Origin of the sequence: Burkholderia sp. WSM2230, from assembly GCF_000472445.1 — a bacterium.
Taxonomy (GTDB): Bacteria; Pseudomonadota; Gammaproteobacteria; order Burkholderiales; family Burkholderiaceae; genus Paraburkholderia.
Map to the genome: position 1 here is coordinate 139,958 of NZ_AXAJ01000006.1, position 13,920 is coordinate 153,877.

Annotated in this window: 12 protein-coding genes; 8 read left to right on the forward strand and 4 right to left on the reverse strand. The window is 63.4% G+C overall.

The genetic code is table 11. The features are described from left to right. Window positions 1-105 precede the first annotated feature (105 nt). Entirely contained in the window at window positions 106-942 is an 837-nt protein-coding gene (locus A3AC_RS0114170; protein WP_025599590.1) for a squalene/phytoene synthase family protein, read from the forward strand. Between the two features lie 41 nt (window positions 943-983). Here A3AC_RS0114170 and A3AC_RS0114175 read toward each other — a convergent pair whose 3' ends face one another. After that, complete coding sequence (locus A3AC_RS0114175; protein ID WP_025599591.1) at window positions 984-2,210, reverse strand: DUF1501 domain-containing protein; 1,227 nt, start codon at window positions 2,208-2,210, stop codon at window positions 984-986. A 77-nt stretch (window positions 2,211-2,287) separates the two neighbouring features. Then, the gene (locus tag A3AC_RS29985; protein WP_084515461.1) at window positions 2,288-2,614 is read right to left on the reverse strand and encodes a hypothetical protein; all 327 of its coding nucleotides are present in this window, start codon (window positions 2,612-2,614) and stop codon (window positions 2,288-2,290) included. A 230-nt stretch (window positions 2,615-2,844) separates the two neighbouring features. Here A3AC_RS29985 and ompR point away from each other — a divergent pair, with 230 nt between their 5' ends. The 4 genes from ompR to A3AC_RS0114195 all read left to right on the forward strand — a co-directional run bounded on the left by ompR (window position 2,845) and on the right by A3AC_RS0114195 (window position 6,343). Beyond that, on the forward strand, window positions 2,845-3,579 hold the full coding sequence (gene ompR / locus A3AC_RS0114180) for an osmolarity response regulator transcription factor OmpR (RefSeq protein WP_006048917.1): 735 nt from the start codon (window positions 2,845-2,847) through the stop codon (window positions 3,577-3,579). Between the two features lie 44 nt (window positions 3,580-3,623). After that, window positions 3,624-4,973, forward strand: coding sequence for an ATP-binding protein (locus A3AC_RS0114185; RefSeq protein WP_025599593.1), 1,350 nt, complete (start codon window positions 3,624-3,626; stop codon window positions 4,971-4,973). A gap of 216 nt (window positions 4,974-5,189) precedes the next feature. Continuing rightward, window positions 5,190-5,738: a peroxiredoxin gene (locus A3AC_RS0114190; RefSeq protein ID WP_020065894.1), complete on the forward strand. Its 549-nt coding sequence runs from the start codon at window positions 5,190-5,192 to the stop codon at window positions 5,736-5,738. 74 nt (window positions 5,739-5,812) lie between these two features. Beyond that, window positions 5,813-6,343: a carboxymuconolactone decarboxylase family protein gene (locus A3AC_RS0114195; RefSeq protein ID WP_025599595.1), complete on the forward strand. Its 531-nt coding sequence runs from the start codon at window positions 5,813-5,815 to the stop codon at window positions 6,341-6,343. Window positions 6,344-6,527: 184 nt separating this feature from the next. Here the strand turns inward: A3AC_RS0114195 and ispF are convergent, their stop codons facing one another. Further along, the gene (ispF, locus tag A3AC_RS0114200) at window positions 6,528-7,007 is read right to left on the reverse strand and encodes a 2-C-methyl-D-erythritol 2,4-cyclodiphosphate synthase (protein ID WP_025599597.1); all 480 of its coding nucleotides are present in this window, start codon (window positions 7,005-7,007) and stop codon (window positions 6,528-6,530) included. 52 nt (window positions 7,008-7,059) lie between these two features. After that, entirely contained in the window at window positions 7,060-7,773 is a 714-nt protein-coding gene (gene ispD, locus A3AC_RS0114205; RefSeq protein ID WP_025599599.1) for a 2-C-methyl-D-erythritol 4-phosphate cytidylyltransferase, read from the reverse strand. A gap of 120 nt (window positions 7,774-7,893) precedes the next feature. Between ispD and mfd the strand changes: the two genes are divergently transcribed. From mfd to A3AC_RS0114220, 3 genes are all read left to right on the forward strand, one after another. Further along, the gene (gene mfd, locus A3AC_RS0114210; RefSeq protein WP_025599600.1) at window positions 7,894-11,379 is read left to right on the forward strand and encodes a transcription-repair coupling factor; all 3,486 of its coding nucleotides are present in this window, start codon (window positions 7,894-7,896) and stop codon (window positions 11,377-11,379) included. A 143-nt stretch (window positions 11,380-11,522) separates the two neighbouring features. Further along, on the forward strand, window positions 11,523-12,770 hold the full coding sequence (gene argE / locus A3AC_RS0114215; protein ID WP_025599601.1) for an acetylornithine deacetylase: 1,248 nt from the start codon (window positions 11,523-11,525) through the stop codon (window positions 12,768-12,770). Window positions 12,771-12,846: 76 nt separating this feature from the next. Then, complete coding sequence (locus tag A3AC_RS0114220; RefSeq protein ID WP_025599603.1) at window positions 12,847-13,881, forward strand: threonine/serine dehydratase; 1,035 nt, start codon at window positions 12,847-12,849, stop codon at window positions 13,879-13,881. Window positions 13,882-13,920 lie beyond the last annotated feature (39 nt).

Sequence of the window (13,920 nt, forward strand, 5' to 3'; positions counted from 1 at the left end):
GCGCATCTCGCCACGCATTCGCCGTGCCCCGGCCGATGCTACAATTTTCGGCTTCGCGCACGCACGCGGTGCGCTTTTCGCCTGCCCTTCCCCACATTCCAAGCCGTGAATTTCGACGAATATTGCCAGCAGAAAGCGGCGCCGCCCGGATCGAGCACGTACTACGCGCTCCGGCAGGCTCCCGCAGCCAGTCAGCCGCGTTTGACCGCACTGTTCGCACTGCGCCGAGAGTTTGAGGAAACGGTGAAGGAGGTCAGCGATCCCACGATTGGCCGCACGAAGCTCGCGTGGTGGCAAAACGAGCTGGGCGCGCTGGCTTCCGGTTCGCCCACGCACCCGGTTTCTAAAGCGCTCGCGGGCTCGCTGCCCGATGTCAAAGCGGAATACCCCGCATTGCAGACATTGCTGCGCGGTTTCGAGATGGACCTCGACCAGGCCCGCTACCTCGACTACCCGAACTTGCGGCGCTATGTGCAGGCGGTGGGCGGTACGTTCGCCGCGCTGGTGGCACGGGCGGCAAGCAAGGACACGCCCACGGACGGGACAGAGGCGCCGGCCTGGTCCGCGCCGCTAGGAGAGGCGCTGCTGCTCGCGCAGCTCGTGGTGGAAACGGGCAACGATGCGCGCCACGGCCGCATCTACATTCCTATTGACGAAATGCAGCGCTTCAATGTGACAGCCGCGGATCTCATCAATCGAAAATATACCGATGCGTTCACGGAGCTCATGCGCTTTGAAACGAAGCGCGCCCGCGATGCTCTGCATGCCGCGCTCGCCGCGGTGCCGGGCCGCGAGCGCCGCGCGCAGCGCACGCTGCTTGCGCAGGGCGCGCTCGCGTCCGCGCTGCTCGATGAAATAGAGCGTGACGGTTATCACGTGCTGCATCAGCGGATCGCGTTGACGCCGATCCGCAAACTGTGGATCGCCTGGCGCGCGAAGTAAGCACAGCGGCGCGGCGCCGCGCGTCGGTATCGGGCCCGCTGTCAAACGCGCAGCAGAGGCAGCGGCTCGAATTGCTGCCGCAAGATCGCCTGTGCGCCGAGCCCCCACCATCGTGCGAGTACCGTCGCGTAAAGCCGGCGGAAATCGACGCCGACCGGCAGGTTGCCATGACCATCGAGATGGCTGAACTCGGGCCGCGCACCGTGCAGGCCGCCAGCGACGCTTCCGCCCATTACGAAATGCGGCGCGACGGTGCCGTGGTCGGTGCCGTGGCTGTCGTTCTCACGTGGATGCCGCCCGAACTCGCCGTAGGTCATCACGAGCGTGTCATTCCAGCGGCCGAGATCGACAAGCGCCGATCGCATTGCCGCGAGGCCTTCGGCAAGTTGCGTGAGCAGTAAGCGGTGTCTGTCCGGCTGGTTACGATGCGTGTCGAAGCCGTTCAGCGTCAGGCGGATTGCCGCCACGGCGCCGCTCTTTTGCGCGGGTGTCTGCGATCCATGAGATGTCTGCGATGTCTGCGATGTCTGCGATGTCTGCGATGTCTGCGAATCCGACATACCGCCGGCCGCGAGTATCTGCATCGCCCTTTCTATCGATGCGCCGAACGCGCCGCACGCGAACGCCGTCGACATTCGCAGCGGACGTTGCACACGCGGCGGCTGAAAACCGCAAGGTTCAGCAATACCACTCGCGCTGCCGGGAGCTTCCACGCGACCGACAAGCCCGTTCGTTGCGCCGCCGTGAGCGAGCGGCCCCATTTCGGCGCTGCCGATTACAACGCCATGAGCGGAGCAACCTGCATTGAGCGGCGCGCTGGTCAATGCACGAGCGAGCCAGCCTTCGCGCAGATACTCGTCCGGGTGCGACGCCGTGTCCCAGATTTCCATCGAACGAAAATGAGAAAGATTGGGCCGTGCATAGCCGACGCCCTGGATGATCGCGAGCTGCCCGCTTCGCCACAGCGGCAGCAACGGTTCGAGCGACGGATGCAGCGCCGTCCGCTCATCGAGTTGAATAACGTGCTCGCGCCTGATCGCGATATTCTTGCGAAGCCGGTAGTACGCCGGGTCGGCAAAGGGAATCACGGTGTTCAGGCCGTCGTTGCCGCCCTTCAGTTCTACGAGGATCAGCAGCTTGCCGTTATCGCGTCCGCGCGTTGAAGCGCGAGGTGCCGTATGTGTGACACGGTCGGTGTAGAAGGCACGAGGCAGCCAGAGCGCCACGCCGGCGGCGGCGCTCATTGAGAGAAAACTGCGTCGTTTCATGACGTGCCCAATCGGATGCGCGATTCAGTGGCGCGTCGCGACCACCATAAGCAGGACCACCAGCGCAACCCAGGTGCTTACCGCTTATAAAGCTCGCGAACGGCGTCTTCAATATGCTGTCTTAGCAAACGACGCTCGTCCGGCGTCATATGTCCATCACGACGGCGTTGATCGAGATCGGGGGGAACTGCGGTGCGCAACATCACGTCTGATGCGGGGCGTTCGCTGTTGGCGTTGTGACGATTCGCCCTGGAAGTGCTGGATCGGGACGCGCGCTCGCTCGCCGCTCTGTCGGCAGAAGGCTGGGCATGGGCGAGCGTTGGTCCCAATGTGCCTGCGAGCGTACCGGCAACCGCCAGTGCAATCACGCTCAGGCGCACATTCGGCCAAACCCCTCCCTTCATGTTGTTCCCTTCGTGGCGCGGCAACCGGCTACCTCAAATGCGAGTGACAAACCCGGTAACGAGCCGGGCGCGTGGGTTTTTAGTCGAGTGAAGTATCCACCGAACAGCCGCATTCAGTAAAGGAGTCTAACTGGCGCCGCTTTACGTCGTGCCACAGGCGGGGTAAATTTTGTAACTGACTGTAACTCGATAAATGATGCAACCGCGCACTACTTTCTAATCGCGCTAAGATGCCGACCATGGAAACCAAAAACCCTTCGAAAATCCTCGTCGTCGACGACGATCCGCGCCTGCGCGATCTGCTGCGCCGCTACCTCGGCGAACAAGGCTTCAACGTGTATGTCGCGGAGAACGCGCCGTCCATGAACAAGCTGTGGGTGCGTGAGCGCTTCGACCTTCTGGTGCTCGACCTCATGCTGCCAGGCGAGGACGGCCTCTCTATCTGCCGGCGTCTGCGCGGCAGCAACGACCGCACGCCGATCATCATGCTGACGGCGAAGGGCGAAGATGTCGACCGTATCGTCGGCCTCGAAATGGGCGCCGACGACTATCTGCCGAAGCCGTTCAATCCGCGCGAACTGGTCGCCCGGATTCACGCAGTGCTGCGCCGTCAGTCGCCTTCCGAGTTGCCGGGCGCGCCGTCCGAAACCACCGAGGTCTTCGAGTTCGGCGAGTTCGCGTTGAATCTCGCAACGCGCACGCTCACCAAGGCGGGCCAGGAAATTCCGCTCACCACAGGCGAGTTTTCGGTGCTCAAAGTGTTCGCGCGTCATCCGCGCCAGCCGCTGTCGCGCGAGAAGTTGATGGAACTGGCTCGCGGCCGCGAGTACGAAGTGTTCGACCGCAGTCTCGACGTGCAGATCTCGCGTCTGCGCAAGCTGATCGAACCGGACCCGGGTAGCCCGCGCTTCATCCAGACCGTCTGGGGTCTTGGCTATGTCTTCATTCCCGACGGCGCAGCCTGAGTTTGCTCACGCCTCCTGCATTTGATTTCTGATAAGAAGGGCCCATGCGGATCGACCGGCGCCTCCTGACGCTCGCGTTCGGCGGCCTTTTCTGGCGGACGTTTCTGCTGATCGCGCTGTTGATCGCAGTCAGTCTCGCCGCGTGGTTCCAGAGCTTCCGGGTGATCGAGCGCGAGCCGCGCGCGCAGCGCGTGGCGTTGCAGCTCGTCGCCATCGTCAAGCTGACGCGCACCGCACTCCTCTATTCCGATCCCGACCTGCGCCGCGCACTGCTGCAGGACCTGGAAAGCAATGAAGGGGTGCGCGTGTATCCGCGCGAAACCACCGACAAGTTCAAGCTGCAGCCCGACGAGTCGCTGAACCGGCTGATCGAACACGACATTCGCGGCCGTCTCGGCGACGACACGGTGATCGCGCAAAGCGTCAACGACATTCCCGGCGTCTGGATCAGCTTCAAGATCGACGACGACGATTACTGGGTCGCGCTGGACCGCGATCAGCTCGACAATGCGACAGGGCTGCAATGGGCCGGCTGGGGCGTGTTCGCGCTCGCGCTGTCGCTGTTTGGCGCCGCCTTCATCACGAGCCTCGTGAATCGCCCATTCGCCCGTCTCGCGATGGCCGCGCGCAGGGTCGGCTCGGGGCAGTCGCCCGAACCGCTGCCGGAGCGCGGCATGGGCGTGGCCGCCGAAACCAATCGCAGTTTTAACCAGATGGTGCGCGATCTCGAGCAGCTCGAGGCCGACCGCGCGCTGATGCTGGCGGGCATTTCGCACGATCTGCGCACGCCGCTCGCGCGGCTGCGGCTCGAAACGGAAATGAGCCCGTCGGACCAAAGCACCAAAGACGCGATGGTCGACGACATCGAGCAGATGGACATGATCATCGGCCGGTTCCTCGACTACGCACGGCCGGTGCAGCGCGTGCCGGAGCCGGTCGATCTCTCGGTGATCGCCGGCGAACTCGCCGCGCGCATGCAGAGCGAAGACAGCATGCGGCTGATCACACGGCTCGCGCCCTCGGCGGTGATCGAGGCCGATGAGACGGACATGCGGCGCGTCGTCGGCAATCTGCTGGAAAACGCGCGCAAGTACGGTTTGAGCGACGGCGACGGCATCCCGCATGTGATTCTGGAGACACGCGTGTCGCACTCGCGGGTCGAACTCTCGGTGGTCGACGAAGGACCCGGCATTCCGGAAGATCAACTCGCGCTGGTCACACGACCGTTCTATCGTGTGAATTCCGCTCGCACGCAGGCGAACGGCACGGGTCTCGGCATGGCGATCGTGCAGCGGCTCGTGGGCCGCTACCGGGGCGCGCTGCGTTTGCGCAACCGATCGCCGGGTCCAGGCCTCGAAGTCACTATCGAATTTCCGCTCGCCAAGGGCGCGTGAGCCAAACTGGCCGTCGCGGCTGCAAACAGGGCGGAGGGCCACATTCGCCGCACTGTGGGTGCCCGCTCCGTTGAATAATAACTATCCGATCCGTTAGGAAAAAACTATTGAGTCCATAGTTCAATAGAGCTATAGTTAAAAGCCTGACACGCGCTCGTGATGACGAGCTGGTAGCCTCAACATGCTGTTTTTTCCAACACACGAAGGAGCACTCGCATGAAAACCGTTGGCGACAAACTCGAAGCGTTCACCGTCACCGCTGCCAAGCCTGGCTTCAACAATCATGAGGAAAATGGCGCCTCGGCGTTCGAAGAGATTACGGAGCAGTCGTTCCCGGGCAAGTGGAAAATCATCTATTTCTACCCGAAGGATTTCACCTTCGTGTGCCCGACGGAAATCGTCGAGTTCGGCAAGCTGGCGAAAGATTTCGAAGAGCGCGACGCGGTGCTGCTCGGCGGCAGCGTCGACAATGAATTCGTGAAGCTTGCATGGCGCCGCGAGCACAAGGACCTGAGCAAGCTGAACCACTATTCGTTCGGGGACGTGAAAGGTGAACTCATCGACCAGCTCGGCGTGCGGGACAAGGAAGCAGGCGTCGCGCTGCGCGCCACGTTTATCGTCGATCCGGACAACACGATCCAGCACGTTTCGGTGAACAACCTGAACGTCGGCCGCAATCCTGAGGAAGTGCTGCGTATTCTCGACGGTCTGCAAACGGACGAACTGTGTCCGTGCAACCGCGCAGTCGGCGGCGCCACGCTGTAAGCCGTGCCGGCCCGAGCCCGCCAAGCTTGAAAAAGCAGCGGGCTTTTTTATCGACAACCCGATAGGAGATGGCAATGGAGTTCTTGTCTTCCATTAAGGCGCTCGTGCCCGACTACGCGAAAGACATCCGGCTGAATCTGGACGGCACGATCGCGCGCTCGTCGCTAGAAGGCAACGATGCGGTCGGCGTCGCACTTGCAGCGGCGTTCGCCGCCAAAAGCACCGCGATCGTCAATGCAATTCGCAACGCGGGCGTGCTTTCTCCGGAAGAGACCACCGGCGCGCTCACTGCCGCGGCGTTGATGGGCATGAACAACGTCTGGTATCCGTACGTGGAGATGGCGGAGAACGCGGATCTCAAATCGCAACCGGCGCAGTTACGCATGAACGCGTATGCGTCGCATGGCGGCGTGGACAAGCGGCGCTTCGAAATGTATGCGCTGGCCGCTTCGATCATCGGCAAGTGTCATTTCTGCGTGAAGTCGCACTTCGATACCTTGGTGGCTGAAGGCATGAGCTCCACGCAGTTGCGCGACGTGGGCCGTATTGCAGCGGTGATCAATGCGGCTGCGCAGTGTATCGCGGCGGAACAGGCCGAAGGGTAAGCCGCGCCATCGGTCGCGGCATCGCCGCGGAACAGTCAGCAGGCCAAGTCGGGCGCTCTCTCGCCGCCAGCACCGCAGCGGCGAAAGAAGCAGGCGTACAGCTGAACGCGAACAGCGGCGAGCACCCTCGCCGCCGTGCGCCCGGCCCTTTGAGGCCCTTCAAAAGCCGCAGGCAAAAAGCCCGTCAATCCCTGACCAGCAGCACCGCGGCTTGCGCCTCGATGCCCTCGCCTCGGCCAAGATAACCAAGCTTCTCGTTGGTCTTCGCTTTCACATTGACCTTGTCGGTCGGCAGGCCCAGGTCGGCGGCGATGTTCGCGCGCATGCCCTCGATATGCGGCGCGAGCTTCGGCGCCTGCGCCACCACGCTGCTATCGACGTTCGCGATCGAAAAGCCCGCGGCCTTCACGCGCGCCACGCACTCGCGCAGGAGCACGCGGCTGTCGGCGCCGGCGAACTTCGCGTCCGTATCGGAGAAATGACGGCCGATGTCGCCGAGCGCCGCCGCGCCGAACAGCGCGTCGGTGATCGCGTGCAGCAGCACGTCGGCGTCCGAATGGCCGAGCAGGCCGCGCTCATACGGAATCGTCACCCCGCCGATGATCAAAGGACGCCCCGGCACCAGCGCATGCACGTCGTAGCCTTGCCCAATTCTGAAATCCATCTGCGTCAAGTCCTCAGGTCCACAAGTCTGTTAGCTGAAAATCGAACACGTGTCACGCCGCCGAAGGCCGCATGAGAATCGCCTCGGCCAGATCGAAGTCTTCCGGATAGGTCACCTTGAAATTGCGCAGGCTGCCTTGCACGAGCTTCGGCGCGTGTCCGGCCCATTCGATCGCGCTCGCTTCGTCGGTGAGATCGTGGCCGTCGGCCTGCGCGCGCAGAATCGCCTCGCGCAACATGCCGATGCGAAACATTTGCGGCGTCTGCGCCTGCCACAATCCATCGCGCGCTTCTGTGCGGGCAATGCGGCTGTCCGCCGACGCCGGGTCGATGCGCTTGAGCGTATCCGCGACCGGCAAGGCCATGATGCCGCCTACCGCATCGTCCTTGAGCGCGCCGGTCAGCGTGCGAATCAGCTCCGGCGTGATGCCCGGCCGTGCGGCGTCATGCACCAGCACCCAGTCGTCGTCGCGCGCGTTGAACTCGGTGAGCGCATGCAAGCCGTTCAGCACCGACGCCTGGCGCGACGCGCCGCCGCAACGGCGCACCGCAAAGCGCAAGCCGCCGAAGCGGCGCGCGTCGAAGTGCTGGTCGTCCGGCGCGATCACCACGAGCGTTTGCGCGAATTCGCTGCAGGCGTCGAACGCGGCGAGCGAATAATGCAGCATGTCGCGCCCGGCGACGGTGCGATACTGCTTGGGCATCGCGGCGCCGGAACGGCTGCCGGTTCCAGCGCATGGAATCAGTGCAAATAGACGGGAAGTCACGAGTGCGGATGCCGCGAGGTGAAAGTAAAGGACGGATTTTATAATAGGTCCTTCGCATCCACGCCCCGACGCGCGTAAACTTGGCCGTTCGTGTGAGCCCGAGGCCGCCTTTTCCTTTCTATGCCAGATATCGCCGCATCATCGCAGTACTCCTCGCCCGTCGCGCTCGTCAAAGCCGGCCAGCGTTTTGCCTTCGACGGCACGCACGGCTCGTCCGACGCCCTGCTGATCGCCCGCTACCATAACGCCTCGCGCGAGAAGGTGCCGTTGCTCGCGGTCGTGTGCGAGAGCGCCGTCGATGCACAGCGCCTGTCGCAGGAAATCGGCTTTTTCGCGCCCGAGGCGCGAGTGCGTCTTTTGCCCGACTGGGAAACGCTGCCTTACGACACCTTTTCGCCGCACCAGGACCTCGTGTCCGAGCGCCTCGCCACGCTGCACGATCTCGGCGAGGGCCGCTGCGACATCCTGCTCGTGCCCGCCACCACGGCGCTCTACCGGATGCCGCCCGCGTCGTTTCTGGCCGCCTACACGTTCTCGTTCTCGCAAGGCGAGCGCCTCGATGAAGCGAGGCTCAAGGCACAGTTGACGCTAGCCGGCTACGAACACGTGAGCCAGGTCGTGCGTCCCGGCGAATATTGCGTGCGCGGCTCGCTGCTCGACCTTTATCCGATGGGCTCTCCCTTGCCCTACCGGATCGATCTGTTCGACGACCAGGTGGATTCGATCCGCGCGTTCGACCCCGACACGCAGCGCAGTCTCTATCCGGTCAAAGACGTGCGTCTGCTGCCGGGCCGCGAATTTCCCTTCGACGAAGCCGCGCGCACCGCTTTTCGCAGCCGCTGGCGCGAGACGTTCGAAGGCGATCCGAGCCGCGCGTCGATCTATAAGGACATCGGCAACGGCGTGCCGTCCGCTGGCATCGAATATTATTTACCGCTTTTCTTCGACGAGACGGCCACCCTCTTCCACTATCTGCCGCAAGGCGCGCAACTCGCGTTCGTCGGCGATCTGGATGCGGCGATCCGGCGCTTTACCAACGACACGAAGCAGCGCTACAACTTCCTGTCGCACGATCGCGACCGGCCAATTCTGGAGCCGCAGCGCCTCTTTCTCACAGACGAAGATTTCTTCACGCTCGCGAAGCCCTTCGCGCGCCTCGTGCTGCCCATCAACGCGGGCGGAGGCTGGGCGACGCCCTTGCCGAATCTCGCCATCGACCGCCACGCAGATGATCCCGTCTCGGCGTTGCGCGCGTATCTCGACACTACGCCGAACCGCGTGCTGTTCGCCGCCGAATCGGCGGGGCGGCGCGAAACGCTGCTGCAACTGCTTGCGGACAACCATCTGAAGCCGGCCTCGAGCGACAGCTTCCAGGACTGGCTCACCGGCGACGCGCGTTTCTCGCTGGGCGTCGCGCCGCTTGCGAACGGTTTTGCCGTACCGGCGGACGGCATTGCGATCATCACCGAAACGGAGCTTTACGGGCCGCTCGCGCGGCGCGCCGGGCGCCGCCGCCAGGAACAGGCGAGCAACGTCGATTCGATGGTGCGCGACCTGTCCGAGCTGAAGGTCGGCGATCCGGTCGTGCACTCGCAGCACGGCATCGGCCGTTACATGGGCCTCGTCACCATGGACCTCGGCGAAGGCGAAACCGAGTTCCTGCACCTCGAATACGCGGGCGACAGCAAACTTTACGTGCCGGTCGCCCAGTTGCACGTGATCTCGCGCTATAGCGGCGCGGATCCGGAAAGCGCGCCGCTGCACTCGCTCGGTTCGGGCCAGTGGGAAAAGGCCAAGCGCAAGGCCGCGCAGCAGATTCGCGACACCGCCGCGGAATTGCTGAATCTATACGCGCGCCGCGCTGCGCGTTCGGGTCATGCATTCGCGCTCGAACCGAAAGACTATGTGAAATTCGCCGAGAGCTTTGGTTTCGAGGAAACGCCGGACCAGGCCGCGGCCATCGCCGCCGTGATCGGCGACATGACGAGCGGCAAGCCGATGGACCGCCTCGTGTGCGGCGACGTTGGCTTCGGCAAGACCGAAGTCGCACTGCGCGCGGCGTTCATTGCGGTGATGGGCGGCAAGCAGGTGGCCCTGCTCTCGCCCACCACGCTGCTCGCGGAACAGCACACGCAAACCTTCAGCGACCGCTTCTCGGACTGGCCGGTGCGTATTGCCGAACTATCGCGCTTCAAGTCGACCAAGGAAGTGAACGCGGCTATTCAGCAGATCAACGAAGGCAGCGTCGACATCGTGATCGGCACGCACAAGCTGCTCTCGTCGGACGTGCAGTTCAAGCGGCTCGGGCTCGTGATCATCGACGAAGAACACCGCTTCGGCGTACGGCAAAAAGAGGCGCTCAAGGCCTTGCGCGCCGAAGTGGATGTGCTCACGCTCACCGCCACGCCGATTCCGCGTACGCTCGGCATGGCGCTCGAAGGCCTGCGCGATTTCTCCGTGATCGCAACGGCGCCGCAAAAGCGCCTGGCGATCAAGACGTTCGTGCGTCGCGAGGAAGAAAGCGTGATTCGCGAAGCCATGTTGCGCGAGCTGAAGCGCGGCGGCCAGGTTTACTTTTTGCACAACGAAGTGGAGACCATCGAGAACCGGCGGCAGATGCTCGAAGCGCTCGTGCCCGAAGCACGCATCGCGGTCGCGCACGGGCAGATGCACGAACGTGAACTCGAACGCGTGATGCGCGACTTCGTCGCGCAGCGTGCCAACGTGCTGCTGTGCACGACGATTATCGAAACCGGCATCGACGTGCCGACGGCAAACACGATCCTGATTCATCGCGCGGACAAGTTCGGTCTTGCGCAATTGCACCAGTTGCGTGGCCGCGTGGGACGCTCGCATCACCAGGCATACTCGTATCTGCTCGTGCACGATCCGCAAGGGCTGACCAAGCAGGCGCAGCGCCGCCTCGAAGCCATCCAGCAGATGGAGGAACTCGGCTCGGGCTTCTATCTGGCCATGCACGACCTGGAGATTCGCGGCACCGGCGAGGTGCTCGGCGACAAGCAGTCAGGCGAGATTCACGAGATCGGTTTCCAGCTCTACACCGACATGTTGAACGACGCAGTGAAGGCGCTGAAGGACGGCAAGGAGCCCGACCTCACCGCGCCGCTCGCCGCAACCACCGAAATCAATCTGCACGCGCCCGCGATTCTTCCTGCCGACTATTGCGGCGACGTGCAGGAACGTCTGTCGCTCTACAAACGGCTTGCGAACTGCGAGCACAACGATTCGATCGACGGCATTCAGGAAGAGCTGATCGACCGCTTCGGCAAGTTGCCGCCACAAGCGCATGCGCTCGTCGAAACGCATCGGCTGAGGCTGGCTGCGAAACCGTTGGGCATCTCGAAGATCGACGCCGGCGAAGCCGTGATCGGCTTGCAGTTCATTCCGAATCCGCCAATCGACGCGATGCGTATCATCGAGATGGTGCAGAAGCACAAGCACATCAAGCTGGCGGGCCAGGACAAGCTGCGCATAGAAACGCGCAGTCCCGACCTTGCGGTGCGCGTCGCCACGGTCAAGGAAACCTTGCGCGCACTAGGTTCGCCAAGCCGCGGCACGGCGGCGGCGGCAACCGCCGCGCGCTGATTGCTGCGGCCACGCGAAAAGCGCACGACGTCTAGCATTTTTCCGCAATGCTGCGGCGCGCAACGCGCGCGCCGCAGCATACCGGCGGATATGTGCGGCGTTTTTTGGGTATGATCGAAAGACTCAAATGCCGGAGTCTTGTCATGTCTCACGTCGCTGATTCAGCGCAGTCCTCGCAAACATCCGCTGCTTCGTCCGCTTCCGCATCCGGCGCCACGCCTGTCTCGCTTCCATGGGTCACGCGCCTCGTGTCGATGGACACGGTGAGCCGCAATCCCAACCTCGGCCTGATCGAAACCGTGCGTGACGAATTGCGCGGCGCGGGCATTGAGGCCACGCTCACGCACGACGCGAGCGGCAAATGGGCCAACCTGTTCGCGACAATCCCCGCGCACGATGGCGAAACAAACGGCGGCGTCGTGTTGTCGGGTCATACCGACGTGGTGCCGGTGGACGGTCAGCAATGGGACAGCGACCCGTTCAAGCCCGAAATTCGCGGCGACAAGCTGTATGGCCGCGGCACCTGCGATATGAAGGGCTTTATCGGCGCGGGGCTCGCACTGGTTCCGGACATGCAGCGCACGAAGCTCGCCAAGCCCATTCACTTTGCACTTTCGTTCGACGAAGAAGTAGGCTGCGCCGGCGCACCGCTCCTGATCGCCGACCTGATGAAGCGCGGCGTGAAGCCGGATGGATGCATCGTCGGCGAGCCGACCAGCATGCGGCCCATCGTGGCGCACAAGGGCATCAACGCTTACCAGTGCTGCGTGCGCGGCCAGGCGGCGCATTCGTCGCTCACGCCGAAGGGCTTGAACGCGATCGAGTACGCGGCGCGCCTCATCTGCTACATCCGCGACATGGCCGATCAGTTCCGCGAGCAAGGTCCGTTCGACGAACTCTACGACGTTCCCTTCACCACCGCGCAGACCAGCACCATTGTCGGCGGCAACGCGATCAATACGGTGCCGGCCGAGTGCAAGTTCCAGTTCGAGTTCCGCAATCTGCCCACGCTCGATCCGGAGCCGATCTTCGCGCGCATCGACAAATACGCACGCGAAACGCTGCTGCCGAAAATGTTGCGCGAGCATCCATCGGCTGCGATCGAGATCACGAAGATCGCCGCGGCACCGGGGCTCGATGCATCCGAACAGGCAGCCATCACGCAACTGGTGCGCGCGCTCACCGCGGACCAGGACAAGCGCAAGGTGGCCTACGGCACCGAAGCCGGACTGTTTTCGCTGGCCGGTATTCCGAGCATCGTATGCGGGCCCGGCGACATTCAGCAGGCGCACAAAGCGAATGAGTTCGTCGCACTGGACCAGCTCGTGGAATGCGAACGCTTCCTGCACAAGTTCATTCACAGCATGTCGGTGGAAGCGCATGCGCATTGAGGTCGCTGCGTGAAAGCCGGCAATCGGCAGGCAATCCGCAGCAGGCGTTTTCCATCAACCCAATCTCGCCCATGCCATGTCAACCGCCACGCCGCAACACACCGACCATACGATCGACGGCGAGCCGATCCCCACCCTCGACGACATCGCCGCGCAGCACTTTGCGCTGACGCCGTGGGTGGCGCGCACGCCGGTTTTCGACAGGCTCGACTTCGCGTCGCTCGAAGGCACGGTGGTGAACTTCAAGTTCGAGTTGCTGCAAGCGGGCGGCAGCTTCAAGGCGCGCGGCGCGTTTACGAACCTGCTTGCGCTCGACGAAGCGCAGCGCAGCGCGGGCGTCACCTGCGTGTCGGGCGGCAATCATGCGGTGGCGGTCGCGTACGCGGCAATGCGCCTTGGCATCAGCGCAAAGGTCGTGCTGTTTCGCGCGGCGAATCCGGCGCGGGTCGCGCTGTGCCGGCAATATCGTGCGGAAATCGTGTTCGCCGAAGATCTCGCGGAGGCCTTTGAACTCGTGCGCCGCATCGAAGCCGAGGAAGGCCGCTACTTCGTGCATCCGTTCAACGGTTATCGCACGGTGCTCGGCTCAGCCACGCTCGGCTACGAGTGGACCACGCAAACGCCCGACCTCGAAGCGGTGATCGTGCCGATTGGCGGCGGTGGTCTCGCGGCCGGTGTCGCCACGGCGATGCGGCTCGCGAATCCCGACGTGCATGTGTTCGGCGTCGAGCCGGAAGGCGCCGACGCAATGGGCAGGAGCTTCGCCGCGAAGCACACGGTCAAGATGGGCCATATGCACAGCATTGCGGATTCGCTGATGGCCCCGCATACCGAGGAGTACAGCTATGAGCTATGCCGGCGTCATATCGACGAGCTCGTCACCGTGTCGGACGACCAGTTGCGCGCCGCCATGCTCGGCTTGTTCGGTCAACTGAAGCTCGCGGTCGAACCCGCTTGCGCCGCCGCCACGGCGGCGCTGCTCGGACCGCTGCGCGAGAAGCTGCAAGGCAAGCGCGTGGGCGTTCTGCTGTGCGGCACCAACACGGACCCGGCCACTTTTGCCGCGCATATTGAACGCGCACGCCATAGCGCGTCACAGTTTCCCGAATAATCACGGGAGTAACAGATCCGTTTTTGCAGTTTTGCGGCT

What these genes read in the sequence shown, in the direction of transcription:
- A3AC_RS0114175 (WP_025599591.1), bottom strand. Translation starts at nt 2,210, where the DNA reads ATGAAACGACGCAGTTTTCTCTCAATGAGCGCCGCCGCCGGCGTGGCG.
- A3AC_RS29985 (WP_084515461.1), bottom strand. Translation starts at nt 2,614, where the DNA reads ATGAAGGGAGGGGTTTGGCCGAATGTGCGCCTGAGCGTGATTGCACTG.
- ompR (WP_006048917.1), top strand. Translation starts at nt 2,845, where the DNA reads ATGCCGACCATGGAAACCAAAAACCCTTCGAAAATCCTCGTCGTCGAC.
- A3AC_RS0114185 (WP_025599593.1), top strand. Translation starts at nt 3,624, where the DNA reads ATGCGGATCGACCGGCGCCTCCTGACGCTCGCGTTCGGCGGCCTTTTC.
- A3AC_RS0114190 (WP_020065894.1), top strand. Translation starts at nt 5,190, where the DNA reads ATGAAAACCGTTGGCGACAAACTCGAAGCGTTCACCGTCACCGCTGCC.
- A3AC_RS0114195 (WP_025599595.1), top strand. Translation starts at nt 5,813, where the DNA reads ATGGAGTTCTTGTCTTCCATTAAGGCGCTCGTGCCCGACTACGCGAAA.
- ispF (WP_025599597.1), bottom strand. Translation starts at nt 7,007, where the DNA reads ATGGATTTCAGAATTGGGCAAGGCTACGACGTGCATGCGCTGGTGCCG.
- mfd (WP_025599600.1), top strand. Translation starts at nt 7,894, where the DNA reads ATGCCAGATATCGCCGCATCATCGCAGTACTCCTCGCCCGTCGCGCTC.
- argE (WP_025599601.1), top strand. Translation starts at nt 11,523, where the DNA reads ATGTCTCACGTCGCTGATTCAGCGCAGTCCTCGCAAACATCCGCTGCT.
- A3AC_RS0114220 (WP_025599603.1), top strand. Translation starts at nt 12,847, where the DNA reads ATGTCAACCGCCACGCCGCAACACACCGACCATACGATCGACGGCGAG.